This is a genomic window from Streptomyces sp. B3I8 (assembly GCF_030816915.1).
Lineage (GTDB): Bacteria > Actinomycetota > Actinomycetes > Streptomycetales > Streptomycetaceae > Streptomyces.
In genome coordinates this window covers 4,590,089-4,614,264 of record NZ_JAUSYN010000002.1, presented here as the reverse complement: position 1 = coordinate 4,614,264, position 24,176 = coordinate 4,590,089, and the positions used below count along the sequence as shown (strand labels likewise).

Genomic DNA, 24,176 nt, shown 5'->3' with positions numbered 1-24,176 from the left:
CATGGTTACGGAAGACGCGGTGCGCGAGGCACTGGCGACGGTGAACGACCCGGAGATCCATCGGCCCATCACCGAACTGGGGATGGTCAAATCGGTGGAGATCGGCGCGGACGGCGCGGTCGCCGTGACCGTGTACCTGACGGTCTCCGGCTGTCCGATGCGCGACACGATCACCCAGGGCGTGACCGAGGCGGTCTCCCGCGTGGAGGGCGTCACCCGGGTCGACGTCACGCTGGACGTGATGAGCGACGAGCAGCGCAAGGAACTGGCGTCCGCCCTGCGCGGCGGCCAGGCCGAGCGCGAGATCCCGTTCGCCAGGCCCGGCTCGCTCACCCGCGTCTACGCGGTGGCCTCCGGCAAGGGCGGCGTCGGCAAGTCCTCCGTCACGGTCAACCTGGCGGCGGCCATGGCGGCCGACGGGTTGAAGGTGGGCGTCGTCGACGCCGACATCTACGGCCACAGCGTGCCGCGCATGCTGGGCGCGGACGGCCGTCCCACCCAGGTCGAGAACATGATCATGCCGCCGTCCGCCAACGGCGTGAAGGTCATCTCCATCGGCATGTTCACCCCGGGCAACGCCCCGGTCGTCTGGCGCGGCCCGATGCTGCACCGCGCGCTGCAGCAGTTCCTGGCGGACGTGTACTGGGGCGACCTGGACGTCCTCCTGCTCGACCTCCCGCCGGGCACGGGCGACATCGCCATCTCCGTGGCCCAGCTCGTGCCGAACGCCGAGATCCTCGTCGTGACGACTCCCCAGCAGGCGGCGGCCGAGGTCGCCGAGCGGGCCGGTTCCATCGCCGTGCAGACGCACCAGAAGATCGTCGGCGTGGTCGAGAACATGGCGGGTCTGCCGTGCCCGCACTGCGGCGAGATGGTCGACGTGTTCGGCACGGGCGGCGGCCAGACGGTCGCCGACGGCCTGACCCGCACCACCGGCGCCACGGTCCCGGTCCTCGGCTCCATCCCGATCGACGTCCGGCTGCGCGAGGGCGGCGACGAGGGCAAGCCGGTCGTCCTGAGCGACCCCGACTCCCCCGCCGGCTCCGCGCTCCGCGCCATCGCCGGCAAGCTGGGCGGCCGCCAACGCGGCCTGGCTGGCATGACGCTGGGCATCACCCCGAAGAACAAGTTCTGAGGGGTCACAGGGTGCGGGCCCCCGGCGAACCCTTCAAGGCCCCCGCCGGGGGCAGCGCCCCCTGAGGGGCGCGGGGCTGTGACATTGTGCGGCTCCGCGGCGTGGGCGCGACCAGCCACGACCCGCCCGCGGTCGCGCCGCAACCGGCCCTAGGCGTACGCGCCGATCTCCGCGACGGCGAAGCCAAGACCGTACGCGCTCATTCCGCGCCCGTACGCCCCCACGTGCACCCCTTGCTCGGTGGAACCGGCGAGGACCCAGCCGAACTCGGACTCCCGGTAGTGGAACGGCGTCGGCACGCCGTCCACCGGCAGCGACAGCGAGGACCACTCCGGTCCGTCCAGGTCGTCGGCGAGGATCCACGCCGTCTCGGTCTGCTGGGCCAGCCAGTCGTCCCGCAGCGTGTGGTCGAGCTGTCCGGGCCAGGTGCAGGTCAGCAGCCCCGCACCCGCCAGCCAGGCCGCGGAGGACACCGAGGTGGCCTCCAGCTGCCCCGTGCCGTCCGGGCTGCGCCGGCCCGGATGCGCCGCGACCGTCACCACGACCGCGAACCGTTCCTTCTCGTCCTCCGTCGTCTCGTGACGGATGGACGGCTCGTCGCCGTGCCCGAGCGAACCGTGCTCCACCGCACCGTCGGCGGCGGCGCCCACCTGCATCAGCCAGCGCGGCCCCGTGAACGCCTCGTCGAGGCCGTACCAAGGGAAGGGCGCGCGCAGGTAGCCGTCGGCCGTGCGCCGGGCGGAGGGGACCTGTTGGCCGTCCTCCGCGACCGGCGCCTGCGCGCCCACCCGACTCGTCGTCTCCATGTACCCGGACGCCTCCTCAGTTCCTGGCGGGACCCGAGCGGCCCGCCCCCCACGGGCGTCCTCGCTCTTTTCTGGTCCGCGCAACAACTGGGCAGCATAGCCACCGCGTCACGGGTGACCGGGAAACACCCGGCGCGTACGGCCTCGTACGCGTCGTACGAGCGCCGGTCGGGTGTCCGACACGCGGGTCCGGGGCGCACGCCGGGGGCACGCGGGGCGCAGGGGGTGCGCGGGCCGCAGGAGGCCGTGCGCAGGCCGGGGGGAAGCTCAGGTGGCGTCCGCGTCGAAGGGCGGGCGCTCCTGCGGCGTCTCCTTCTTGGTGAGCTCCGGCTGCTTGCGCATGTCGACGGCAGCGCCGGAGGCCCTCGTCGTCTCGGCCTCGCCGCTGTGGACCGCCTCCGCGACCTCGGCCATCTCCTTCTTCAGGTCGAAGCCGTTGCGGATCTCCTTCAGCCCCAGTTCGTCGTTCTCCATCTGCTTGCGGATGAACGTCTTGGGGTTGAGGTCCTCGAACTCGAAGTCCTTGAACTCCGGGCCGAGCTCGTCGCGGATGTCCTGCTTGGCGCTCTCCGAGAACTCGCGGATCTTGCGGATCGTCCGCATGGTGTCCTGAATGACCTTCGGGAGCTTGTCCGGGCCGAAGACGAGCACGGCAAGGACGATGATCGTCACCAGCTCGAACGGTCCTATGTCGTTGAACACCTGACGCTCCTCGCGATGTCCGCGGCCCTCGGCCCTCGCTCTTCTGGGCAGGTCTTCCGTGGTGCGGGCCGGGTCCACGGTACCCGCCGACACCCGGGGACCGGTACCGTCCGGGCCGTCGTACCCCCTGTACACGCCGCGTTCTCCCTGCCGTGCCCCGCGTGGGAGGGGGTGTTCGCCCCGGTTCGGGCGTTCAACCGGTGCCCCCGGCGCGGTCCTCGGCGATCAACTGGTCGGCGACCCGCCGGGCGTGGTTGACGGGGATGGCGAAGCCGAGCCCTATCGAGCCCGCCGTGCCCTCCGCCGCGTCCGCGTCGGCGTCGGCGGCGCGGATGGCGGAGTTGATGCCGACGACGCGGGCGCGCCCGTCGAGGAGGGGCCCGCCGGAGTTGCCGGGGTTGATCGGGGCGTCGGTCTGCAGCGCGTCGGTGTACGACACGTCGTCGCCCTCGCCCTTCTCGCCGTTCGCGGTGACGGACCGCCTGGTGGCGCTGACGATGCCGGCGGTGACGGTGCCCGGCAGGTCGAAGGGGGCGCCGATCGCCACGACCGGGTCGCCGACGCGGACGTCGTCGGAGTTGCCGAGGGGGAGCGGGGTGAGGTGCCCGGCGTGCGCGGCCTCGACGACGGCCAGGTCGGAGTGGGCGTCCCGGCCGACGAGGGTGGCGCGGGAGGTCGTGCCGTCGGCGAAGGTCACGGATATCTCGCCGTCGTCGGAGTCGCCGGGGGCGACGACGTGGTTGTTGGTCAGGATGCGGCCGTGGGTGTCGAAGACGAAGCCGGTGCCGGTGTCCTGCCGGCCGACGCCCCGGACGTGGAGGGTGACGACGCCGGGAAGGGCGTCGGCGGCGATGTCGGGGACGCTGCGGGCGGGGCGGTCCGGGAGGTCGTGCCCGGTCTCGGGGAGCGTTGACCGGAGGTTCTCGTGCTCCAGATAGGCGCCCATGGCGAGGCCCGCGGCGCCGGAGGCGAAGAAGACCGCGAGGGCGGCGGCGAGGACGGTGCGGCGAGGTGTGCGGGGGCGCCGGGGCGCGGGGGCGGGGACGTCCTGGAAGGGGGTGGGTGACCACGGGTCGTACCGGTGCCAGGGAGGCGTGGCGGGGGCGGTGGTGACGGGCGGGTGGGAGAGGCCCGGCTCGATGTCGCCGTCCTGGGTCATGGTTCCTCCGTGGGAGCGCGCCTCCCCGGATTCAACCAGGTCCGGACCTCTTTTTCCTCGCCTGCGTCCCCGCCCGCACTGGCCGTCCCCGAGGACGGGTCCTCGGGGACGGCCAGTGCGGGCGGAGCTGCCCGGAAGCGGCGGTCACGGCAGCGTCGGCGGGAGGGGCGGGGGTGTCAGGCCGGGGGGCGCGGGCCAGGCGCCGAGCCGGAGGGGGCTCACCGTCGTGAGGGCACGGATCAGCGGGGATCCGACGACCGCCCCGGCCGCCACCGGTGCCGTCAGGGACTGCGCCATGTCCCGCGCCTGCGCTCCTCCCGACTCCGGTGTCCCCGGCAGCAGGGGTGCGCCGACGCCCACGGACACCGCCGCGTCCTCCTGTATCCGCCGCGTCTGCGCCGGCAGGGGGCCGGCGGCACGGCGCCTGCGGTTCTCCGTCGTCGCCGCCGTCGTGGCCGCCGCCTGTGCCGGGCCGACGTTGCTGCCGGCCCCCGCGCCCCGCGCCTGTGACGCCGGGTCCGCGGGGCTCCCCGCGGTCACCCCGCCGAGCGCGATGGCGGCCAGCGACACGGCTCCGGCCGCGACGAACGCGAACCGCAGCCCGCGCGAGGCCGCGCGCTCCTCGGGACGGCCCACGTGGGCGATGCGGAAGCCGCGGTCGCCGCCGGGGTCGCCGGAGAGCGCGTGGTCCTCGGACGGGGACAGCGCAGTCGCGTGGGCGCCCGAGGGGACGTAGCGGAAGGGATCGGCCAGGACACCGAACAGCCCGGATTCCGGGGCCGCCCGCCCCGGACGGCCGCCGCGCGCGAACCCGGACGGCGGCGGGCCGGCGTCGTCGTCGGAGTCACCCCCGGCGGGCAGGCACTGCAGCCTGGCCAGGAAGCTCGCGGACGGCGGCGGCGGCGCGGCCTTGGCGAAGACACTCTTCAACTGCCGCTGGGCGTCCGCCTCGGCCTTGCACTTCGCGCAGGTGGCGAGGTGTGCCAGGACGCGCTCACGCGACTCGTGGCCGAGCTCTCCGTCCACCAGGGCGGAGAGCCGGTCTCCCAGGTGCTGCTCGGCCGGTGTGGGACGACGTGATCCAGTCACGCGGTCGCGCCCCCTCCTCCCAGCGCGGGCACTCCCGGAAACGCGAAACCGCGTCGCTTCTCGGCTCGCGCCTCGGGGGACCGGTGGGCGAGTGCCTTGCGGAGCTGGGAGCGGCCCCGGTGGATGCGGGAGCGGACCGTGCCGAGCTTGACGCCGAGGGTGGCGGCGATCTCCTCGTAGGAAAGGCCCTCGATGTCGCAGAGGACGACGGCCGCGCGGAACTCGGGCGCGAGCGTGTCGAGCGCCTGCTGCACGTCCGCGTCGAAGTGCGCGTCGTTGAAGATCTGCTGGGGGGTGGGCTCGCGGCTGGGCAGCCGCTCGGCCGCGTCGTCCCCCAGGGCGTCGAAGCGGATGCGCTGCTTGCGGCGGACCATGTCGAGGAACAGGTTGGTGGTGATGCGGTGCAGCCAGCCCTCGAAGGTGCCGGGCGTGTACGTCGACAGGGAGCGGAAGACGCGGACGAAGACCTCCTGGGTGAGGTCCTCGGCGTCGTGCTGGTTGCCCGTCAGACGGTAGGCGAGGCGGTAGACGCGGCCACTGTGCGTGCTGACGATCTCCTCCCAGGTGGGCGGAGTCCACGCCTGCGAGTCCGCTTCAGTGGAGAAGGTCGCTGTCTGAGCGGAGTCGGCAGCCTGGATGCTGTCAGCGGTGTCGGTCACGGATTTAGGCCTGCCCGCCGAGCCGAGAAGTCGTCGAAACACTCCTCCCCGTTCCTCGCGCGCGGCCGCACCTCCCCTGTCGGCTCTGGTGGTGTCCAGTGGAGCCCCTACCATAGCCACCCCGCCCGTTAGCTCCGGATAAGCGGTTTTACGAGAATTTGATACGCGCTGATCCGGCTCATACGGCTGCGTCAGCACTTGCTCGACGCACTTCGTCATCTCCCGCCCCCGCTCACTCCCCCGTCGGCTTCGTCGTCCCTTTTAACGCCCGGTCCCATCTGCGGGTTCCCGACGCCAACGGATACAGTCACGCCGAGGCAACAACGGGGACAGGAGAGGGTCATTACCGCCAACCGGCAGACGAGCTGGGCGTTCGCCGACGCCTTTGTCGCCGAGGACGACGCGCTGCACTGGGCCCGGGAGCGGGCCCGGGAGGCAGGGCTGCGCTCGGTGTCGCCCGGCGCGGGTGCGGCCCTGCGGTTGCTCGCGGCCACCGTCGACGCCAAGGCCGTGGCGGAGATCGGCACCGGCACCGGCGTGTCGGGCATCCACCTGCTGCACGGCATGCGCCCGGACGGCGTGCTGACCACGGTCGACCCCGAGCCGGAACGTCAGCAGTTCGCCCGGCAGGCCTTCCGCGCGGCCGGTTTCGCCAGCAACCGGGCCCGGTTCATCCCCGGCCGGGCTCTGGACGTACTGCCCCGGCTCGCCGACGCCGGCTACGACCTGATGTTCTGCGACGGCGACCGCATGGAATGCCTCGACTATCTCGCTGAATCGTTGCGTCTTCTGCGGCCGGGTGGGCTGGTCGTCTTCGAGGGCGTCTTCGCCGACGGACGCACCATCGACTCCGGACCGCAGCCCGCCGAGGTGGTGCGGCTGCGTGAACTGCTGCGAGCGGTGCGGGAGAGCCAGGACCTGGTGCCGTCGCTGCTGCCGGTGGGCGACGGCCTGCTGTGCGCGGTCAAGCGCTGAGCCGTCCGGTGCCCGGCGTCGGACGGCCGAGCCCCGAGCCCGGGACGGCTGTGGAGAAGCGAGCGGCCCAGGCATCATCGTCGCGATGCCTGGGCCGTTGAAGGGGGTAAGGGCCGCTTGCGCCTCAGCCGACGACCTTCTTGAGGGCGTCGCCGAGCGCGTCGGCCTCGTCCGGGGTCAGCTCGACGACGAGTCGGCCCCCGCCTTCGAGCGGAACGCGCATGACGATGCCCCGCCCCTCCTTGGTCACCTCGAGCGGGCCATCACCCGTCCGCGGCTTCATGGCCGCCATGCTCGTTCCCCTTCCTGAAACCAGGTCATCGTCAGCCGACGGCCCCCGCGAAAAGGGCACGCGGTCCCTCGATGGACACACGACACCGGCATCGAACACATTGCTTCCCTGCCATTATCCCGCATCCCCGGACCCGATGACCAACATCAGTCGGCATCGCTTGGGCAACGCGCGCGAGCAAAACCACTCAATTCGGGGATGCTGCTGCGATACTTCGCCGCCCCGCGGGCCATTTCGGTGCCGGATCCGGGCCGCGGTTCTTTGACGCAGGTCACACGCGCCCGCCGGTCGGCCGCCCGGGAACTCCGCCATGCTGTCCTTCGGACGGTACGCATGGGCTCGACATACCGGTGGGTACGTCGAGTCATGGCAGCACCGCACCACGGACCGCGCCACGAACCGCGCACTACGACCTGCTTCGAGGGGACCCCATGGCCGACACCGTGCTGTACGAGGTGAACGACGGGCTCGCGACGATCGTGCTGAACCGTCCGGAGGCGATGAACGCGCTGAACGTCGTCACCAAGGAGGCTCTGCGGGACGCGGCGCGATCGGCCGCCGGGGACTCGGCCGTACGGGCGATCCTGCTCACCGCGGCCGGCGAGCGGGCGTTCTGCGTGGGCCAGGACCTCAAGGAGCACGTCGGGCTGCTGGCGGCGGACCGGGAGGACGGCTCCGGGCGGACGATGTCCACCGTGCGGGAGCACTACAACCCGATCGTGCGGGCGCTGGCGGAGGCGCCGAAGCCGGTGGTGGCGGCGGTGAACGGGGTCGCGGCGGGCGCGGGCTTCGGGTTCGCGCTCGCGGCGGACTACCGGATCGTGGCGGACACGGCGTCGTTCAACACGTCGTTCGCGGGGGTCGCGCTGAGCGCGGACTCCGGGCTCTCGTGGACGCTGCCGCGGGTGGTCGGGCCGGGACGGGCGATGGACCTGCTGATGTTCCCGCGGAAGGTACTGGCGCAGGAGGCGCGGGAGCTGGGGATCGCCGACCGCGTGGTACCGGGGGCGGAGTTGCGGGCGGAGGCGGAGGCGGTGGCGCGGGGGCTGGCCGAGGGGCCGACGCTGGCGTACGCGGCGCTCAAGGAGTCGGTGGCGTACGGGTTGTCGCGGTCGCTGGGGGAGGCGCTGGAGAAGGAGGACGAGCTGCAGACGCGGGCGGGGGCGTCCGAGGACCACGCGGCGGCGGTCCAGGCGTTCGTCGAGAAGCGCGCGGTGAGGTTCACGGGACGGTGAGGTTCACGGGGCGGTGAGGGGATGCGGGTGCGAGTGCGGGTTCACCCGGGCTTTTCCGCCCCGCCGCCCCTTCCCGTCCCGCCTCCGGGGGCTTCGCCACCGGAGACCCGAAAAGATCGCGTCCACGCGGCGGAGCCGCATGTCGACACAACCCCGCGCCCCTTTTCAGGGGCGCGGGGAATTCACCCGCGGGACACGCAGTCGGCGAGGTGGTCGTCGACCAGGCCGCACGCCTGCATGAGGGCGTACGCCGTCGTGGGCCCCACGAACCGCAGCCCCCGCTTCTTCAACGCCTTCGACAGCGCCGTCGACTCCGGTGTCACCGCCGGCACATCGGCCGACGTCCGGGGCACCGGCCGCCCCTCCGCCTCCGGGGCGTAGGACCAGATCAGCCCGTCCAGCTCCCCCGGCGCCCACTGGGCCAGTACCCGCGCGTTGGCGAGCGTCGCCTCGATCTTCAGCCGGTTGCGGATGATCCCCGCGTCCCCCAGCAGCCGCTCCGCGTCCGTCTCCGTGAACTCGGCCACCGCCGCGATCTTGAAGTCGGCGAACGCGGTCCGGAACCCCTCGCGGCGGCGCAGGATCGTGAGCCAGGACAGCCCGGACTGGAACGCCTCCAGACTGAGCCGCTCGTACAGCGCGTCGTCGCCGTGGACGGGCCGGCCCCACTCCTCGTCGTGGTACTTCACGTAGTCCTCGGTGGACAGCGCCCACGGGCAGCGCGGCAGGCCGTCCGCGCCCGCCAGGGCCACGCCGGCGGTCACTGGTCGCCCCCGTCGTTCGGCTCGCCCCGCTGGTCCGGCTTGTGCAGCGGCACCGGGCCGGGCGCACGGGCGCCGGCCAGCGCGGACTCCAGGTGGGCGATGCGGGCGTCGCGCTCGGCGAGCTCGGCCCCCAGCCGGCCGAGGGCGTCGTCGACGTCGGCCATCCGGTAGCCGCGGGCGGCGAGCGGGAAGCGCAGGCCCTCCACGTCCGCCCTGCTCACCGGGCGGTCCGGGGGCAGCGGATCCCTCAGCCGCTCCGGTGCCACCTCGGGCAGGGGCGCGTTCTCGCCGCCGCCCACCACGGCCAGGGTCACCGCGGCGACCACGACGGCGAGCGCGACGACCAGGAACAGAAACATCAACATCGCCGGGGTCCACGCTCTCGGTTCTGAAGGGTCGGGGAAGTGCTCGGCTCCGATCGTGCCATGCGGGTCCGACAGTTAGGGTCGCAGGCGGTCAACAAAGCGGACGCAGGGGAAGAGGTCACAGGGGATGCTCAGGCTGGGCGGGCGCGAATTCGGCGAGCACGAGCCGGTGATCATGGCGATCGTGAACCGGACCCCGGACTCCTTCTACGACCGGGGAGCGACGTTCCGCGACGAGCCTGCCCTCGCACGCGTGGAGCAGGCGGTGTCCGAGGGCGCCGCCGTCATCGACATCGGCGGGGTCAAGGCCGGGCCGGGCGAGGAGGTGACCGCCGAGGAGGAGGCGCGGCGGACGGTCGGCTTCGTGGCGGAGGTGCGGCGGCGCTTCCCCGACGTGATCATCAGCGTCGACACCTGGCGGGCCGAGGTCGGCGAGGCGGCCTGCGAGGCGGGGGCGGACCTGCTCAACGACGCGTGGGGCGGCGTCGATCCGGGGCTGGCGGAGGTCGCGGCGCGGTACGGGGTGGGGCTCGTGTGCACGCACGCGGGCGGCGCGGAGCCGCGCACGCGGCCGCACCGGGTGACGTACGACGACGTCATGGCGGACATCCTGCGGGTGACGCTGGGGCTGGCCGAGCGGGCGGTGTCGCTGGGGGTGCCGAGGGAGTCGGTGCTGATCGATCCCGGGCACGACTTCGGGAAGAACACGCGGCACAGCCTGGAGGCGACGCGGCGGCTGGGCGAGATGGTCGCGACGGGGTGGCCGGTGCTGGTGTCGCTGTCCAACAAGGACTTCGTGGGCGAGACGTTGGACCGGCCGGTGAAGGAGCGGGTGGTGGGGACGTTGGCGACGACGGCGGTGTCGGCGTGGCTGGGGGCGCGGGTGTATCGGGTGCATGAGGTGGCAGAGACGCGGCAGGTGCTGGACATGGTGTCCGCGATCGGGGGGTGGGCGGGTCCGGCGGTCGCGAGGCGAGGGCTGGCGTAGGGGGGGCCGCCGGGGGCGGGGGGTGTTTTCTCGCCCCGCCGCCCCTGTCCTTCCCGCGCCCCCGACCGCTACCTCCCCGCCTCCTTCGAGACCAGGGCCACCGCTTCCTCCACGTCGTCCGTGACGTGGAAGAGGGTCAGGTCGGACCGGGCGGCCTTGCCCTGGGCGATCAGGGTGTTCTGCAGCCAGTCGACGAGGCCGCCCCAGTACGCGCTGCCGAACAGGACGATCGGGAAGCGGGTGACCTTCTTGGTCTGGACGAGGGTGAGGGCCTCGAACAGTTCGTCGAGGGTGCCGAGGCCACCGGGGAGGACCACGAAGCCCTGGGCGTACTTGACGAACATCATCTTGCGCACGAAGAAGTAGCGGAAGTTGAGGCCGACGTCGACGTACTGGTTGAGGCCCTGCTCGAAGGGCAGCTCGATGCCGAGGCCGACCGAGACGCCCCCCGCCTCACAGGCGCCCTTGTTGGCCGCCTCCATCGCCCCGGGCCCGCCGCCCGTGATCACCGCGAAGCCGGCCTCCACCAGGCCCCGCCCGAGCCGTACGCCCGCGTCGTACTCGGGTGAGTCCACCGGGGTCCGCGCGGAACCGAACACGCTGATGGCGGGCGGCAGTTCGGCCAGGGTGCCGAAGCCCTCGATGAACTCCGACTGGATCCGCAGGACCCGCCAGGGGTCGGTGTGGACCCAGTCGGTGGGTGCGCGCTCGTCCAGCAGCCGCTGGTCCGTCGTGCTCTCCTGCACCTGGCCCCGCCTGCGGAGCACGGGTCCCTCACGCGTCTCGTCCGGTGGCATCTTCTTGCCCTCGGGGTTGCCTGTGGGCATACGCGCTCCCTCTGTTCGACCGGTCGTACCGCTTCAGCCTAGATCCACCCGGGTTACCCGCGGAGGACCCACGCATGTACGGTCATGCCGCCCCGGATGTCGGGGGCGTCACGACGTCAGCCAGGCGCGCAGCCGCTCCTCGGCGGCGAGGATCTTCGCCGTGTCGACGCGTTCGTCGCGCTTGTGGGCCAAGTGCGGGTTGCCCGGGCCGTAGTTGACCGCGGGGACGCCCAGCGCGCTGAAGCGGGAGACGTCCGTCCAGCCGTACTTGGGCCGCGGGACGCCGCCCACCGCCTCGATGAAGGCGGCCGCGGCCGGGTGGGAGAGGCCGGGCAGTGCGCCGGGGCTGTGGTCGTCGACCACGAACTCCTCGACCCCGCAGTCCGCGAAGACCTCGCGCACGTGCGCGAGCGCCTCCTCCTCGCTGCGGTCGGGCGCGTAGCGGAAGTTGACGGTGACCACGCACGCGTCGGGGATGACGTTGCCGGCGACCCCGCCGGAGATGCCGACCGCGTTGAGGCCCTCGCGGTACTCCAGCCCGTCGATCACCGGGTGGCGCGGCTCGTAGGCGGCCAGTCTGTCCAGGATCGGGGCGGCGGCGTGGATGGCGTTGGAGCCCATCCAGCCGCGCGCCGAGTGCGCGCGCTCGCCGGATGTCTTCAGCAGCACCCGCAGGGTGCCCTGGCAGCCGCCCTCGACCTCGCCGTCGGAGGGCTCCAGGAGGACGGCGAAGTCGCCGCGCAGCCAGTCGGGGTGCGCCTCGGCCACGTGCCGCAGGCCGTTGAGGTGGGCGGCGACCTCCTCGTTGTCGTAGAAGACGAAGGTCAGATCGCGGTTGGGGGCCGGGACCGTCGCGGCGATGCGGAGCTGGACCGCCACGCCCGACTTCATGTCGCAGGTGCCGCAGCCCCACAGCACGCCGTCCTCGTCCAGCCGGGAGGGGACGTTGTCGGCGATGGGTACGGTGTCGATGTGGCCCGCGAGGACGACACGCTCGGAGCGGCCCAGTTCCGTCCGCGCGACGACGTTGTTGCCGTGGCGGTCGACGGTGAGGTGCGGCAGGGCGCGCAGCGCGGCCTCGACGGCGTCGGCGAGCGGCTTCTCGGTGCCGCTCTCGGAGCGGAAGTCGACGAGTCGCGCGGTGAGCCGCGCGGCGTCCAGCGTGAGGTCAAGCGGGGTGTCGGCCATGGTCCGACCCTAACGCGGCGGGCGGGGCGGGCTGTTGCCGCAGCCGACGGAATCACTCGTTCCGGAAGTTGTCCACAGGCTCGCCCGCAGTTGCGTACCGTCCAGTACCTTGTACGCCGTGTCAACACCGTCCCACTTCCCGGCCCGCTCCCCCGCCCCCGTCCACTCCCCGGCCCCCGGCGTCTCCCGGCGTGGCCGCCTCGCGCGCTGGGGGGCGGCGTTCGCCGTCCTGACCGCGCTGGCGGGCTATCTGACCGTGCAGTACCTCATCGGGGGTGGAGGCGCGCCCCGTTGCCGGGTCGCGGCAGGGCACGCCGGCACGTCGTACGAGTTCACGCCGGAGCAGGCGGCGAACGCGGCGACGATCTCCGCCGTGGGCACCTCCCGGGGGCTGCCGGAACAGGCGGTGACCATCGCGCTGGCGACGGCACTGCAGGAGTCGGGCCTGCACAACATCGGGCACGGGGACCGGGATTCGCTCGGCCTGTTCCAGCAGCGCCCCTCGCAGGGCTGGGGGACGAAGAGACAGATCATGGACCCGGTGTACGCGGCGGGCGCGTTCTACGACCGCCTGGTCGAGGTGCCGGGGTACACGAGGCTGCCGCTCACCGTGGCCGCGCAGCGGGTGCAGCGCAGCGGCTTTCCCCGGGCCTACGCCCGGCACGAACCGGACGCCAGGCTGCTCGCCACCGCGCTGACCGGCCGCTCGGCGGCCACGCTCACCTGCGAGGGGCGCCCGGCGCCGACCCCGGACGGCGGCCCGGACGCGGTACGCGCGGCGCTCGAACGGGACTTCGGGCGGCACGTCCTCCCCCCGGCGGAGGCGGGTGCGGGGACGGGGGCGGGGGTGCGGGCCTCCGTCACGGCGGCACCCGCCTCCGCCGGCCGGCACCACCGGGACACGCACGCCTCGGTCACCGTGCCGGTGCCGCACGGGACCCCGGCCGGTGTGCGCACCCGGCGGACGGGCTGGGAGCTGGCGCACTGGGCGGTGGCCAACTCCTCCGCGCTGCACATCGCGCGGGTGTCCTACGCGGGCCGGGAGTGGTCGCGCGGCGACCGTGCCGACGAATGGCGCACGGTCGGACGAAGACCTCGGCCGGGCACGGGGGCCGGGACCGGGGACGACGGGAAGAGCCGGGGCGCCGGAACGGGACCGGCCGCGGCGGATGTCGTCCGGATCGCCACCGGGGACTGAACGCGCTCGCTCACGACCCCGGACGGCCCCTCGGGCGGCCGCTCGGGCAGCGCCTCGGGCGGCCCCTCGGGCGGCCCCTCGGGCAGTCGTACGGGTCGTCATCCGTGGGGGCGACGGGGCCCGCTCGCATCCGGGGGTCGGAACGGGCCGCCGGGCCGGGTGGGACGGGTCGTGCACGCGCCGGTGAAATTCCTTGCGGGAAAAGGGATGCGAGGATTCCGCCCGTGTTTCCGCGCGGACCTTTTGCCCGTATTTCCGCCCGCCCGATAATGCGATGCATTGCCAACTCTTTACCGTGTTCCGCCGCAACCTTCAGGGCCCTGGAGCGGTAGTCACTGCGTCCGACCCCGGGGCGATCAACTGCCGAATCGCACCGGACACCCAGCGATTTCTTCCGTCCGAAGGAGCAACATGTCCCTCCCCCTGACCCGTCGGATCGCCCGTGCCGCGCTGATCATCGCGGCGGGAGCGGCGCCCGTGGTCGGTGCGGCCGGTTCCGCCGACGCGGCGACGACGGCCCTGCCCGCCACGCCCGACCTCGGTGGTGTGACCGCGCTGGACGGTGCGCACGTCGCCCACCACGTCGACACCACCACCCAGCACGTCACCGGTGTGGCGGGTGACACGGGCGGCAAGACGGTCAAGAAGGCGGTGCCGGCCGCGGGCAAGGCCGGTGGCAAGGTCGTCAAGACGGCGGTGCCGGTGGCACAGAAGGCCACGGGCGAGGCCGCGGGCAAGGCCGGCGGGGCGCTGGGTGACGTGGCGTCGTCCGCGACGAAGTCGGCCCCCTCGGGCGGCCTCCCCGTGAACGGCCTGCCGCTGCACTGACGCGTCCTCGCGAGGAGAAACCCCCGGGTCCGGGAACCCGGGGGTTTCTCCTCGCGCCCGGCACACGCCCGGCGGCTCCCGGCTAGGGCCTGTTGCGAAGGCGGGCGGCCGCGGCGTCGATCCTGTCGTCCGTGGCGGTCAGAGCCACGCGGACGAAGCGGGCGCCTGCCGGGCCGTAGAAGTCGCCGGGGGCGACGAGGATGCCCCGGTCCGCCAGGTGCGCGACCGTTTCCCAGCAGGACTCGTCGCGCGTCGCCCACAGGTACAGGCTCGCCTCGCTGTGCTCGATCCGGAAGCCGTGCGCGAGGAGCGCCTCGCGCAGCGTCGCCCGGCGCGCCGCGTACCGCTCCCGCTGCTCCCGCACGTGCGCGTCGTCGGAGAGCGCGGCGACCACCGCGGCCTGCGTCGGCGCGGACGTCATCATCCCGCCGTGCTTGCGGATCTCCAGCAGCGGCCCGAGGACCGCCGGGTCGCCGACGAGGAACGCCGCGCGATAACCGGCCAGGTTGGACCGCTTGGACAGGGAATGGACGGCGACGACGCCGTCGTAGGAGCCGCCGTTGACGTCCGGGTGCAGGACGGAGACCGGGTCGGCCTCCCAGCCGAGCTCCAGGTAGCACTCGTCGGAGACGACGAGCACGCCGTGCTCGCGTGCCCAGGCCACGATCCGGGCCAGTTCCTCCCCGGCCAGCACCCGCCCCGTCGGGTTCGACGGCGAGTTGAGCCACAGCAGCTTCAGACCGGCCGGGTCCAGCTGTGTCGGATCGTCGTAGGCCACGTACCGTGCGCGGGCCAGACGTGCGCCCACCTCGTACGTCGGGTACGCGAGGCGCGGGTACGCGACCGTGTCGTCGGGGCCGAGGCCGAGCTGGGTCGGCAGCCAGGCGACCAGTTCCTTGGAGCCGACGATCGGCAGCACGTGCCGGTGCGTGAGATCGCGGCCTCCGAGCCGGCGTTCCGCCCAGCCGGTGATCGCGTCGCGCAGCGCGGGCGTGCCCCAGACCGTCGGGTAGCCCGGCGAGTCGGCCGCGGCGACCAGTGCCTTCTGGATCAGGTCGGGCACCGGGTCCACCGGGGTACCGACGGACAGATCGACGATCCCGTCCGGGTGCCCCGCGGCCGTCGCCTTGTACGGCTCGAGCTTGTCCCAGGGGAAGACGGGAAGGCGGTCGGAGACTGCGGACACGGGAATCGGCTCTCTTTCTTCTCTCCGGCGCCCCCGGCCGCACGGCTTGCGGCACGGGCGGGGCGGGTCGGCTCGGGCCCGAACGCCTCGGTCCCGCACGGCGCGGTGAGCGCCGTACGGGACCGGGGCGGCACGCGCGCACACGGACGTATGTGCGTGCCCTGCGTGCGTGCCGTCGAGCGTCGTCCGGGGCGACGACTACTGGTTCATCGGGGGCAGCGCCGCGACGAACGGGTGGTCGCGCTCGATGAGACCCAGCTTGCTGGCCCCGCCGGGCGAGCCGAGCTCGTCGAAGAACTCGACGTTCGCCTTGTAGTAGTCCTTCCACTCCTCCGGAGTGTCGTCCTCGTAGAAGATCGCCTCGACCGGGCAGACCGGTTCACAGGCACCACAGTCGACGCATTCGTCCGGGTGGATGTACAAGGACCGCTGGCCCTCGTAGATGCAGTCGACCGGGCACTCCTCGATGCACGCCTTGTCCTTGACGTCGACACAAGGCTCTGCGATGACGTAGGTCACGCTGTCGTTCCTCCTCGATAGGGCGCTGGCGGGCCTCCTCAGGCTCCGCCGCCTGGCGCGCGGGAGCGCGGCGTCGTCGATGCCCGCACCTAGTATCTCCGTTCCGGGGCATGATCCGAACAGGAGGGGTGGACCGACCTGTGGAAATCTCTGAGGGCGGACGGCTCGAGGTCCGCCTCACCGCCGCTGACGTGGGCAAACGCGTTTCGGTGCGACGCCGGACCGAACATGCCACCAGGGGTGAGAAGTTCACTGACACCGTCGGCGTTCTCACATCATGGGACGACGGTGTGCTGCTGATCACACGACGGGACGGCGAGATCGTCCGGATCGCGGAAAATGTGCTGGTGGCGGGCAAGGTGGTGCCGACCGCCCGGGCGCGTCGCCGGGGCCCCGCCGCGTCGTACGCGGAACTGGCGCGGGTCGCGGCCAGGGCCTGGCAGCCGGTGGAGCGGGAGCGGCTCGGCGAGTGGGAACTGCGGGCGGCGTCCGGGTTCACCCGCCGCGCCAACTCGGCGCTGCCGCTGGGCGATCCCGGTGTGCCGCTCGACGACGCGCTCGCGGCCGTACGGCGCTGGTACGCGGCCCGCGGGCTGCCCGCGTACGTGCAGGCGGCGACGGGCGGCGAGGGCACGGAGGAGGCGCTGTGCGCCGAGCTGACGAGGCGCGGCTGGCGGCGTGAGGTGACGGCCGAACTGTGGACCGGCGCGCTCGCCCCGCTCGTGGACCGGGCGCCGGGCCCGACGGCACCGGAGGACGTCCTGCTGACCCGCACGGCCGACGAGCGGTGGCTGCGGCGCTACCAGCGCAAGGGGGTGAGCGAGGTGGCGCTGCGGGTGCTCGGGAGCGGGCCGTCGGTGTGGTTCGCGACCGTTCCCGCCGACGGGGACGGTCGCGATGGCGGTGCCGCCCCCGCCGCGATCGGGCGGCTCGTCGTGGACGGGCGGTGGGCCGGGTTCGCGGCGGTCGAGGTCGACCCCGGCCTGCGCCGGCGCGGGCTCGCCACGGCGGTGATGGCCGCGCTGGCCGGGCGTGCGCTTCAGGAGGGAGCCTCGGCGGGCTGGCTCCAGGTGGAGTCGGACAACGCGGGGGCGCGTGCGCTGTATGCGCGGCTCGGGTTCACCGCGCACCACGCGTACCACCACTTCCGGGAGCCGGACGCCGACGGCGGCCCCGGCCGGGACGACTGAGGCATGGCCGGGGTGTGGCCACCGGCACGACCGGTTCCGCCGGGGCGGGAGCGGGGCGAGGAGGTACGGCGGCGGTTCGCGGAGGAGGCCAGGGCGAAGCGGCCCGACCTCGCCACGCTCTGCCTGCTCGTGGGCGCGGCGGCGGACGGCACGCTGGACGACGCCGGGACGGACGCGGTCGACGTCCGGCTGGACGAGCTGGCCGGGCAGCTGCCGTTCCGGCCCGGCGGGCCGCGTTCCTGGGCGAGGGCCCTGGCCGAACTCCTCGGCGGGCGCCTCGGGTTCGCGGGGACGCCGGCCGACTACCAGCGGCTGGAGTCGTCCCTGCTGCACGAGGTGCTGCGACGCCGGCGCGGGCTGCCGATCCTGCTGTCGGTGCTGTGGATGGAGGTGGCCCGGCGGGCCGGGGCGCCGGTGTACGGGGTGGCACTGCCGGGACACTTCGTGGTGGGGTTCGGCTCCGTCGAAGAGCTCGGCGCGGGTGGCGGGTTCGGTTCGGGGGGCGAGCAGGTCCTGGCGGATCCGTTCGCCGGGGGCCGGGTGCTGACCGGGGACGACGCGGAGCTGCTGGTCGCCGGGACGACGGGGGCGGCGCTGGATCCGGCGATGCTGACACCGGCGGATCCGCTGGAGATCGTGCTCCGCGTCCTGAACAACGTCCGTGCGTGGGCCGCCGCCCGGCCCGAGCGGTCGGACGTCGCCCTGTGGGCGCTGGAGCTGTCGCTGCGTCTGCCGGCGCACCCGGCACGACTGCGGTACGAGTACGCGCGCACGCTGGTGCTCCGGGGGGAGTTCCTGGCGGGGGCCGAGCAGCTGGAGGCGTACGCGGAGGTGGTGGGGGCGCTGGACGAGGCGGCGGCGGACACGGTCCGTGCGGAGGCGCGGGGGGCGCGCGCCCGCCTGAACTGACGGGGGCGCGGGGTCGCTGCGGGGCCTCCACGGTCGGTGCGGGGGCCCACGCGGGGCGCGGTGTCGGCACCCACGCAAGCGATACCCGGGTCCACACGGAGCGGCGTCGGGTCCCGCGCGGGGCGACGTCGGCGCGTAGTACCGCGGTACGACCCGACCGGCGTGGATCAGTCCCCGGTACCACCGATCCGGGGCGTTCCGGGTCCTAGCGTGGCCGGTGAGGCGCCGGAGGATCGGACGGGCGCCACTGTTTCGGCAGAAGGGGACCCGCATGATCGACGCACGGCAGCTCACCAAGAGGTACGGCGACAAGACGGCCGTCGACGGACTGGACTTCACCGTCGAGCCGGGCATGGTGACCGGCTTCCTCGGCCCCAACGGCGCGGGGAAGTCCACGACCATGCGCATGATCGTCGGGCTCGACGCCCCGACGAGCGGCTCCGTCACGGTCAACGGCCTGCACTACGCCCGGCATCACGCACCGCTCCAGGAGATCGGCGCCCTGCTGGAGGCGAGGTCGATCCACCCGGGGCGTACGGCCTACCACCACCTCAAGGCGCTCGCGCTGACGCACGGGATCCCCCGCAGCCGGGTCGACGAGGTCATCGAGCTCGCCGGGCTCGGCGCGGTGGCGAACAAGCGCGCCGGGGCCTTCTCCCTCGGCATGGGACAGCGGCTCGGCATCGCGGCGGCGCTGCTCGGCGATCCGCAGACGCTGATGCTGGACGAGCCGGTCAACGGGCTCGACCCGGAAGGCGTCCTCTGGATCCGCAACCTGCTCAAGGGCCTCGCCGACCAGGGCCGCACCGTGTTCGTGTCCTCCCACCTGATGAGCGAGATGGCCCTGGTGGCGGACCACCTCATCGTCGTGGGGCGGGGCCGGCTGCTGGCCGACACCACCGTGGCCGACCTCGTCCGCGAGGCGGGCGGCGGCACGGTGAGGGTGGCCACGCAGGATCCGGCACGGCTGCGCGAGGTGCTGGCCGGCCCCGGGGTCGACATCACCGGGCGCGCCGGTTCCGAGGAGCTCCAGGTGACCGGGGTCGGCGCCCGCGAGATCGGCCTGAAGGCGGCGGAGCACGGGATCGCGCTGTTCGAACTGAGCGCGCGGACCGTGTCGCTGGAGGAGGCGTTCATGGAACTGACCAAGGACGCCGTGGAGTACCACGGCACCACCACCGTCGAGCCCAACGGACCCAACGGGCCGAACGGACCCAACGGACTCACCAGTCCCACCGGACCCACCACGGCCGACGAGGCCGCCGAGACCTTCGAGACCGCCGGGAGGCCCGCGTGAGCACCCTGACCACGACCGCCGAGGCCCCCGCGGCCGCTCCCGCCCGCCCCGTCCACCGGGTGACCGGACGGCGCGTGCTGTCCTCCGAGTGGGCCAAGCTGTGGTCGCTGCGTTCGACCTGGATCACTCTCGGGCTCGGCCTGCTCTTCGTCGTCGCCTTCGGGCTGATCGCCGCCTACCGCTACAAGTCCGGGTTCGACTCCGGCCATCTGGACGAGGACTTCGCCGACGCCACGGCCGTGAGTCTGTCCCTCTTCGGCACCACCTTCGCCCAGCTCGCCCTCGGCGTGCTCGGCGTGCTGGTCACCGCCGGGGAGTACTCCACCGGGATGATCCGCTCGACGCTCGCCGCCGTACCGCGCCGCCTGCCCGTGCTGTGGTCCAAGGCGGCCGTGTTCGGGCTGGTCGCGCTGATCGTCGGCACCGTGGGCGCGTTCGTCACCTTCGGGTTCGGCAGCGGCATCGTCTCCGACACCCCGGCCGCGATGGGCCTGACGGACGCGGGAGTCCTGCGGAGCCTGCTGGGCGCCGGTCTCTACCTCGGCCTGATCGGCGTGCTCGGCACCGCCCTGGGCGCACTGCTGCGGTCGGTGGCCGGCGGCATCTCGGTGCTGGTCGCCGTCCTGATGCTGATCCCCGGGCTGATCTCGCTGCTGCCCAGCTCGTGGCAGGACGACATCAGCCCCTACCTGCCGAGCACCGCGGGCCAGTCGATGTTCGCACTGACCCATGACAGCACCACCCTGTCGCCGACCGCCGGTCTGCTGGTCTTCGTCGGCTGGACGGCGCTCGCGCTGGCCGGCGCGGCGTACCGGCTGCGGCGCAGTGACGTCTGAGCGGCGCGGTGACGTCCGACCACCCGCATCATGGGCGGGTGAGCACCTCGACGACGACCGCGTCCGCCGACGAGACCGGCGGGATGGGACCGCTGGTCGCCCGGCTCCTGAGGGGCGGCCAGCGGCTGCGGCAGGCGGACCGGTCCCGTCCGTGGGTGCTGGACACCGCGGTGGTGGTGCTGGTCTTCGCCATGTTCTGCCTGCCGGATCTGGTGCACGGGGGGATCCGCGACGACGACGGCGACGGCCCGGACGGACTCCGGCTGGCCTTCCGCACGCTGCCCACGGCGGCCGTCCTGCTCTTCCAGGTCGGGCTGGTACTGCCCCTGCTGTGGCGGCGGCGCCGGCCCATGGCCGCGTTCGGCGCGGTCGCGGCGGTGTTCGGCCTCCAGTGGTCACTGCACGTCGCGCTGCGCGCGGACATCGCCCTGTTCATCGCCCTCTACAGCCTCGCCCTGCACGGGCGGCTGCGGCAGTTGTCGTGGGCGTGCGTGGTCATGGTGGCGGGGGCGGTCCTCGTCGCGGTGCGCGTCTCGTCGGTCGTCAGTGTCTGGGACGCGCTGTTCTTCCTGCTGAGCACCACGACCGCGGCCGTGGCGCTCGGCATGATGATCCGGACCCGGCGGGCCCAGCTCGCGGGGCTGCGCGAACGGGCGGCACGTCTGGAGATCGAACGCGACCAGCGCAGCAGGCTCGCGGCGGCCACCGAACGGGCCCGGGTGGCGCGCGAGATGCACGACATCGTCGGTCATCATCTGGCCGTCCTGGTCACCCTCGCCGACGCCGGGCTGTACGCCACCGACACCGCTCCCGAACGCGGCAAGGAGGCCCTGCGGCTCATCGGCGACACCGGTCGCACGGCCCTCGGCGAGCTGCGGCGCGTGCTCGGTGTGCTGCGGGAGGCCTCGCAGGTGCCGGCGGCGGCGCCCGAACTCAGCCCACAGCCACGGCTGTCGGACATCGAGGCGCTGTGCGACGGGGTGCGCACCGCCGGCCTGGACGTCGTGTACCGCACCGTGGGCGACGTGGACGTCCTGGATTCCGGAATGCAGTTGACGGTCTACCGCATCGTCCAGGAAGCCCTCACGAACGCGCTGAAGCACGCCGGCGCCGGCACCCGGGTCCGGCTGGCGGTGGTCGTCGAGGACGTACGGCTGGTCATCCGCGTCCGGGACAACGGCCGGGCCGGACGCCACGCACCTTGGAACGAGGAAGGACACGGACTGGTGGGTATGCGAGAGAGAGCGGCGCTCTACGGCGGCACGGTCACCGCCGGGCCCGCGAACGGCGGCGGATGGCTGGTGGAGGCCACCCTGGACGTGACACCGCAGGCAGGCACCCAGGCAGGCACGCAGGCGGGCCCCCGGTGACCACGGTGCTCATCGTCGACGACCAGCCGCTGCAGCGCTACGGCTTCCGGGTGCTGCTCGACTCCATCCTCGAGACGGACGTGGTCGGCGAGGCGGCCAATGGTGCCGAGGCCGTCCGCAGGACCGCCGAACTGCGCCCCGACGTCGTCCTGATGGACGTGCGCATGCCCGGCATGGACGGCATCGAGGCCACCCGCCGGATCACCGCGGCCGGGGGCCGCTCCCGTGTCCTCGTGCTGACCACCTTCGACCTCGACGAGTACGTCCATGCCGCCCTGCGCGCCGGGGCCAGCGGCTTCCTCCTCAAGGACGCGCGCCCGGAGGAACTCCTCGCCGGCATCCGCGCCGTCGCCGTCGGCGACGCCGTCATCGCGCCCGCGCTCACCCGCCGCCTCCTGGACGAGTACACGCAGCACGTGCCCGCCGCCAGGCGTGACCCGGGCACGGATCCGCGACTGCGGTCTCTCACCGAGCGTGAGCACGAGATCTTCGTCGCCATCGGCAAGGGCTGGACCAACGGGGAGATCGCCGCCCGGCTCGTCGTCTCCGAGTCCACGGTGAAGACGCACGTCGGCCGCGTCCTCGCCAAGATCGGCGCTCGCGACCGCATTCAGGCCGTCATCCTCGCGTACGACCTCGGACTCGCCGGCCCGGGCTCCGACGCGGGCGCCGGGTGACCGGACGAGCGGACGACCGGACGAGCGGACGAGCGGACGAGCGGACGAGCGGACGAGCGGGCGTGATCCCCCGCTACAGCCAGCCCTTCTCGCGGGCTATCCGCACCGCTTCCGTCCTGTTGCGGGCAGTCAGTTTCTGGATGGCCGTGGAGAGGTAGTTGCGGACGGTGCCCTGGGACAGGTGCAGCGTCGCCGCCAGTTCCGCGTTGGTCGCACCGCCCGCCGCCGCCCGCAGCACCTCGCGTTCGCGGTCGGTCAGCGGGTTGGCTCCCCCGGCGAGGGCCGCCGCGGCGAGCGTGGGGTCGATCACCCGCTCCCCCGCCAGTACTTTCCGCACCGCTTCGGCCAGCTGGGCCGCCGGCGCGTCCTTCACCAGGAACGCGTCCGCGCCCGCCTCCATCGCCGCCCGCAGATAGCCCGGCCGCCCGAACGTCGTGAGGACGACCAGCTTCACCCGGGGCATCTCCCGGTGCACCCGGGCCGCCGCCTCGATCCCGGTGGCGCCCGGCATCTCGATGTCCAGCAGCGCAACGTCCACGGCGTGCTCCCGCACCGCGTCCAGCACCTCGTCGCCGCGCGCCACCTGGGCGACGACCTCGATGTCCTCCTCCAGTCCCAGCAGCGCGGCCAGCGCCTCGCGGACCATGGACTGGTCCTCCGCCAGCAGGACCTTGATCGTGCGGCTCATGTCCCGGATCCTACGGCGTCCCCGGCCGCGCCCATTCCCCCGGCCGTCTCCTCCGGGACCCCCGCCGGTACCCGGGCCGCCAACCGATATCCGCCGCCGGCCGACCCGGCCCCCCTCGCCGTCCTGCCCACCCGCCCCGCGTCCAGCGAACCGCCCACCTTCTGGAGCCGTTCGGCCAGCCCGGTCAACCCGTTGCCGGGCCCGCGGACGACGCCGGCGGCTGCCGCCCCGGCCGCACCGGAGACGCCTCCCGTGCCGTCGTCCTCGACGGACAGCTCCAGCACCGGCCCGTCCAGCGTCTGCCGCCGCACCAGGGACACCACGCACCGCCGGGCCCCGCTGTGCCGTACGACATTGGTGACCGCCTCGCGCAGCGCCCAGGCGAGCGCCGACTCGCTCTCCTCCGGCACCCCGTCGAGCGCGGGCTCGGCGGGCAGGTCCGCGGTGACGCCCGCCGCCGTCAGCGCGACCTGCGCACCGGCGAGTTCCTCCGCCAGCCGGGGGCGCCGGTACCCGCTGACGGCCTGGCGCACGTCGACCAGCGCCTGCCGGCTGACGCTCTCGATGTCGGCGACCTGCTGGGCCGCCTTGTCGGGGTGGGCCGGCAGCATCCGGCCCGCCAGCTCGCTCTTGAGGGTGATCAGGGACAGCGAGTGCCCGAGCAGGTCGTGCAGGTCCCGGGCGAGCCGCAGCCGTTCCTCGTTGGCGGCGAGCCGGGCGACCGTGGCACGGGCCCGGCGCAACTCGACCGTGGTGCGCACCAACTGGCTGACACTGGTCATCGCGAAGCCGATGAGCAGCGTCAGCAGGGCCAGGCCGCTGACCTCGTCGATGTCCACCCACGCCCCGACGGCCGCCATCAGCGCGGTGGTCGCCGGGATCGCCCAGTACGCCGCCCGCAGTGGGAGGGCCAGCCCGCAGGAGACCGAGACGTAGACGAACAGGCCGAGCCAGTGCGTACCGAGAGTGAGCCCGAGGACCACCGCGAGGACGCCGAGGGCGGCGATGATGCCGTTGACCAGCCACGGCGGGAACTGCTTGGCCCCCATGTTCCGGGCGACGAGGGTGAGGTAGAGGCCGACGAACACGGCGAGCCCGAGCCAGCCGCCGACGGTCCCGGCCGTGCTGTGGCCGCCGGAGAGCAGGTCGGCGCACGGGGAGTTGAGGAAGACCAGCCAGATGCCGATCCACAACGCCTTGCGCAGGAACTCACGCCCGTTGCGGGGCGACTGCCCCATGCGGACCAGCCGGTCCACCTCGTCATCGCCCCGCCGCGGGTCTTCCGTCATCGTGC

General features: G+C 73.3%; 26 protein-coding genes. 12 read left to right on the top strand and 14 right to left on the bottom strand.

Annotated features, from left to right (window positions below; all coding sequences use genetic code 11):
- Position 1 precedes the first annotated feature (1 nt).
- Entirely contained in the window at positions 2-1,135 is a 1,134-nt protein-coding gene (locus QFZ64_RS22775) for an Mrp/NBP35 family ATP-binding protein (RefSeq protein ID WP_307068576.1), read from the top strand.
- A 149-nt stretch (positions 1,136-1,284) separates the two neighbouring features.
- Here QFZ64_RS22775 and QFZ64_RS22770 read toward each other — a convergent pair whose 3' ends face one another.
- The 5 genes from QFZ64_RS22770 to sigE form a co-directional block, all read right to left on the bottom strand.
- Positions 1,285-1,941: a hypothetical protein gene (locus tag QFZ64_RS22770; RefSeq protein WP_307068575.1), complete on the bottom strand. Its 657-nt coding sequence runs from the start codon at positions 1,939-1,941 to the stop codon at positions 1,285-1,287.
- A 267-nt stretch (positions 1,942-2,208) separates the two neighbouring features.
- On the bottom strand, positions 2,209-2,643 hold the full coding sequence (locus tag QFZ64_RS22765) for a sec-independent translocase (RefSeq protein ID WP_307068573.1): 435 nt from the start codon (positions 2,641-2,643) through the stop codon (positions 2,209-2,211).
- Positions 2,644-2,836: 193 nt separating this feature from the next.
- Positions 2,837-3,802, bottom strand: a complete 966-nt coding sequence (locus QFZ64_RS22760; protein WP_307068570.1) for a S1C family serine protease — start codon at positions 3,800-3,802, stop codon at positions 2,837-2,839.
- Between the two features lie 144 nt (positions 3,803-3,946).
- Positions 3,947-4,891: a zf-HC2 domain-containing protein gene (locus QFZ64_RS22755; RefSeq protein WP_307068568.1), complete on the bottom strand. Its 945-nt coding sequence runs from the start codon at positions 4,889-4,891 to the stop codon at positions 3,947-3,949.
- A complete protein-coding gene (gene sigE / locus QFZ64_RS22750) occupies positions 4,888-5,592 on the bottom strand; it encodes an RNA polymerase sigma factor SigE (protein WP_307068566.1) in 705 nt (234 codons plus the stop codon). The genes QFZ64_RS22755 and sigE overlap by 4 nt, the downstream gene beginning before the upstream one ends.
- A gap of 234 nt (positions 5,593-5,826) precedes the next feature.
- Here sigE and QFZ64_RS22745 point away from each other — a divergent pair, with 234 nt between their 5' ends.
- The gene (locus tag QFZ64_RS22745) at positions 5,827-6,525 is read left to right on the top strand and encodes an O-methyltransferase (RefSeq protein ID WP_307071827.1); all 699 of its coding nucleotides are present in this window, start codon (positions 5,827-5,829) and stop codon (positions 6,523-6,525) included.
- 124 nt (positions 6,526-6,649) lie between these two features.
- Here QFZ64_RS22745 and QFZ64_RS22740 read toward each other — a convergent pair whose 3' ends face one another.
- On the bottom strand, positions 6,650-6,817 hold the full coding sequence (locus QFZ64_RS22740) for a DUF3117 domain-containing protein (protein ID WP_003966491.1): 168 nt from the start codon (positions 6,815-6,817) through the stop codon (positions 6,650-6,652).
- Positions 6,818-7,248: 431 nt separating this feature from the next.
- Between QFZ64_RS22740 and QFZ64_RS22735 the strand changes: the two genes are divergently transcribed.
- The gene (locus tag QFZ64_RS22735; protein WP_307068564.1) at positions 7,249-8,052 is read left to right on the top strand and encodes an enoyl-CoA hydratase/isomerase family protein; all 804 of its coding nucleotides are present in this window, start codon (positions 7,249-7,251) and stop codon (positions 8,050-8,052) included.
- 182 nt (positions 8,053-8,234) lie between these two features.
- Here the strand turns inward: QFZ64_RS22735 and QFZ64_RS22730 are convergent, their stop codons facing one another.
- Positions 8,235-8,816, bottom strand: a complete 582-nt coding sequence (locus QFZ64_RS22730; protein ID WP_307068562.1) for a DNA-3-methyladenine glycosylase I — start codon at positions 8,814-8,816, stop codon at positions 8,235-8,237.
- Positions 8,813-9,181, bottom strand: coding sequence for a DivIVA domain-containing protein (locus QFZ64_RS22725; protein WP_307068560.1), 369 nt, complete (start codon positions 9,179-9,181; stop codon positions 8,813-8,815). Before QFZ64_RS22725 ends, QFZ64_RS22730 begins: the two co-directional genes overlap by 4 nt.
- Before the next feature lie 127 nt (positions 9,182-9,308).
- On the opposite strand from QFZ64_RS22725, the gene folP reads away from it, so the two are divergent.
- Positions 9,309-10,169, top strand: a complete 861-nt coding sequence (folP, locus tag QFZ64_RS22720) for a dihydropteroate synthase (protein ID WP_307068558.1) — start codon at positions 9,309-9,311, stop codon at positions 10,167-10,169.
- 68 nt (positions 10,170-10,237) lie between these two features.
- Here the strand turns inward: folP and QFZ64_RS22715 are convergent, their stop codons facing one another.
- On the bottom strand, positions 10,238-10,996 hold the full coding sequence (locus QFZ64_RS22715; RefSeq protein ID WP_307068556.1) for a TIGR00730 family Rossman fold protein: 759 nt from the start codon (positions 10,994-10,996) through the stop codon (positions 10,238-10,240).
- 108 nt (positions 10,997-11,104) lie between these two features.
- Complete coding sequence (dapE, locus tag QFZ64_RS22710) at positions 11,105-12,184, bottom strand: succinyl-diaminopimelate desuccinylase (protein ID WP_307068553.1); 1,080 nt, start codon at positions 12,182-12,184, stop codon at positions 11,105-11,107.
- 118 nt (positions 12,185-12,302) lie between these two features.
- Here dapE and QFZ64_RS22705 point away from each other — a divergent pair, with 118 nt between their 5' ends.
- Positions 12,303-13,382 carry a heavy metal transporter gene (locus QFZ64_RS22705; RefSeq protein ID WP_307068552.1) on the top strand — a complete coding sequence of 360 codons (1,080 nt, stop codon included), beginning with the start codon at positions 12,303-12,305 and terminating at the stop codon, positions 13,380-13,382.
- Between the two features lie 411 nt (positions 13,383-13,793).
- A complete protein-coding gene (locus tag QFZ64_RS22700; RefSeq protein ID WP_307068550.1) occupies positions 13,794-14,210 on the top strand; it encodes an ATP-binding protein in 417 nt (138 codons plus the stop codon).
- Between the two features lie 82 nt (positions 14,211-14,292).
- Here the strand turns inward: QFZ64_RS22700 and QFZ64_RS22695 are convergent, their stop codons facing one another.
- Complete coding sequence (locus tag QFZ64_RS22695) at positions 14,293-15,396, bottom strand: bifunctional succinyldiaminopimelate transaminase/glutamate-prephenate aminotransferase (protein WP_307068548.1); 1,104 nt, start codon at positions 15,394-15,396, stop codon at positions 14,293-14,295.
- Positions 15,397-15,594: 198 nt separating this feature from the next.
- Entirely contained in the window at positions 15,595-15,915 is a 321-nt protein-coding gene (fdxA, locus tag QFZ64_RS22690; protein WP_307068547.1) for a ferredoxin, read from the bottom strand.
- 140 nt (positions 15,916-16,055) lie between these two features.
- Here fdxA and QFZ64_RS22685 point away from each other — a divergent pair, with 140 nt between their 5' ends.
- The 6 genes from QFZ64_RS22685 (at position 16,056) to QFZ64_RS22660 (ending at position 22,194) form a co-directional block, all read left to right on the top strand.
- On the top strand, positions 16,056-17,105 hold the full coding sequence (locus QFZ64_RS22685) for a GNAT family N-acetyltransferase (RefSeq protein WP_307068545.1): 1,050 nt from the start codon (positions 16,056-16,058) through the stop codon (positions 17,103-17,105).
- A gap of 3 nt (positions 17,106-17,108) precedes the next feature.
- On the top strand, positions 17,109-18,014 hold the full coding sequence (locus tag QFZ64_RS22680) for a transglutaminase-like domain-containing protein (protein WP_307068544.1): 906 nt from the start codon (positions 17,109-17,111) through the stop codon (positions 18,012-18,014).
- Positions 18,015-18,285: 271 nt separating this feature from the next.
- On the top strand, positions 18,286-19,311 hold the full coding sequence (locus tag QFZ64_RS22675) for an ATP-binding cassette domain-containing protein (protein WP_307068542.1): 1,026 nt from the start codon (positions 18,286-18,288) through the stop codon (positions 19,309-19,311).
- Positions 19,308-20,147: an ABC transporter permease gene (locus tag QFZ64_RS22670; RefSeq protein WP_307068540.1), complete on the top strand. Its 840-nt coding sequence runs from the start codon at positions 19,308-19,310 to the stop codon at positions 20,145-20,147. The genes QFZ64_RS22675 and QFZ64_RS22670 overlap by 4 nt, the downstream gene beginning before the upstream one ends.
- A gap of 83 nt (positions 20,148-20,230) precedes the next feature.
- Positions 20,231-21,517: a sensor histidine kinase gene (locus QFZ64_RS22665; RefSeq protein ID WP_307071826.1), complete on the top strand. Its 1,287-nt coding sequence runs from the start codon at positions 20,231-20,233 to the stop codon at positions 21,515-21,517.
- Positions 21,514-22,194, top strand: coding sequence for a response regulator transcription factor (locus QFZ64_RS22660; RefSeq protein ID WP_307068538.1), 681 nt, complete (start codon positions 21,514-21,516; stop codon positions 22,192-22,194). Before QFZ64_RS22665 ends, QFZ64_RS22660 begins: the two co-directional genes overlap by 4 nt.
- Before the next feature lie 73 nt (positions 22,195-22,267).
- On the opposite strand, the gene QFZ64_RS22655 is transcribed toward QFZ64_RS22660, so the two are convergent.
- Together QFZ64_RS22655 and QFZ64_RS22650 are read right to left on the bottom strand one after the other, a co-directional pair.
- Entirely contained in the window at positions 22,268-22,882 is a 615-nt protein-coding gene (locus QFZ64_RS22655; protein WP_307068536.1) for a response regulator transcription factor, read from the bottom strand.
- On the bottom strand, positions 22,879-24,171 hold the full coding sequence (locus QFZ64_RS22650; RefSeq protein ID WP_307071825.1) for a sensor histidine kinase: 1,293 nt from the start codon (positions 24,169-24,171) through the stop codon (positions 22,879-22,881). The genes QFZ64_RS22655 and QFZ64_RS22650 overlap by 4 nt, the downstream gene beginning before the upstream one ends.
- Positions 24,172-24,176 lie beyond the last annotated feature (5 nt).

What these genes read in the sequence shown, in the direction of transcription:
- QFZ64_RS22770 (WP_307068575.1), bottom strand. Translation starts at nt 1,941, where the DNA reads ATGGAGACGACGAGTCGGGTGGGCGCGCAGGCGCCGGTCGCGGAGGAC.
- QFZ64_RS22675 (WP_307068542.1), top strand. Translation starts at nt 18,286, where the DNA reads ATGATCGACGCACGGCAGCTCACCAAGAGGTACGGCGACAAGACGGCC.
- QFZ64_RS22665 (WP_307071826.1), top strand. Translation starts at nt 20,231, where the DNA reads ATGGGACCGCTGGTCGCCCGGCTCCTGAGGGGCGGCCAGCGGCTGCGG.
- QFZ64_RS22735 (WP_307068564.1), top strand. Translation starts at nt 7,249, where the DNA reads ATGGCCGACACCGTGCTGTACGAGGTGAACGACGGGCTCGCGACGATC.
- QFZ64_RS22715 (WP_307068556.1), bottom strand. Translation starts at nt 10,996, where the DNA reads ATGCCCACAGGCAACCCCGAGGGCAAGAAGATGCCACCGGACGAGACG.
- dapE (WP_307068553.1), bottom strand. Translation starts at nt 12,184, where the DNA reads ATGGCCGACACCCCGCTTGACCTCACGCTGGACGCCGCGCGGCTCACC.
- QFZ64_RS22650 (WP_307071825.1), bottom strand. Translation starts at nt 24,171, where the DNA reads ATGACGGAAGACCCGCGGCGGGGCGATGACGAGGTGGACCGGCTGGTC.
- QFZ64_RS22775 (WP_307068576.1), top strand. Translation starts at nt 2, where the DNA reads ATGGTTACGGAAGACGCGGTGCGCGAGGCACTGGCGACGGTGAACGAC.
- QFZ64_RS22760 (WP_307068570.1), bottom strand. Translation starts at nt 3,802, where the DNA reads ATGACCCAGGACGGCGACATCGAGCCGGGCCTCTCCCACCCGCCCGTC.
- QFZ64_RS22655 (WP_307068536.1), bottom strand. Translation starts at nt 22,882, where the DNA reads ATGAGCCGCACGATCAAGGTCCTGCTGGCGGAGGACCAGTCCATGGTC.
- QFZ64_RS22700 (WP_307068550.1), top strand. Translation starts at nt 13,794, where the DNA reads ATGTCCCTCCCCCTGACCCGTCGGATCGCCCGTGCCGCGCTGATCATC.
- QFZ64_RS22725 (WP_307068560.1), bottom strand. Translation starts at nt 9,181, where the DNA reads ATGTTGATGTTTCTGTTCCTGGTCGTCGCGCTCGCCGTCGTGGTCGCC.
- folP (WP_307068558.1), top strand. Translation starts at nt 9,309, where the DNA reads ATGCTCAGGCTGGGCGGGCGCGAATTCGGCGAGCACGAGCCGGTGATC.
- QFZ64_RS22740 (WP_003966491.1), bottom strand. Translation starts at nt 6,817, where the DNA reads ATGGCGGCCATGAAGCCGCGGACGGGTGATGGCCCGCTCGAGGTGACC.
- QFZ64_RS22680 (WP_307068544.1), top strand. Translation starts at nt 17,109, where the DNA reads ATGGCCGGGGTGTGGCCACCGGCACGACCGGTTCCGCCGGGGCGGGAG.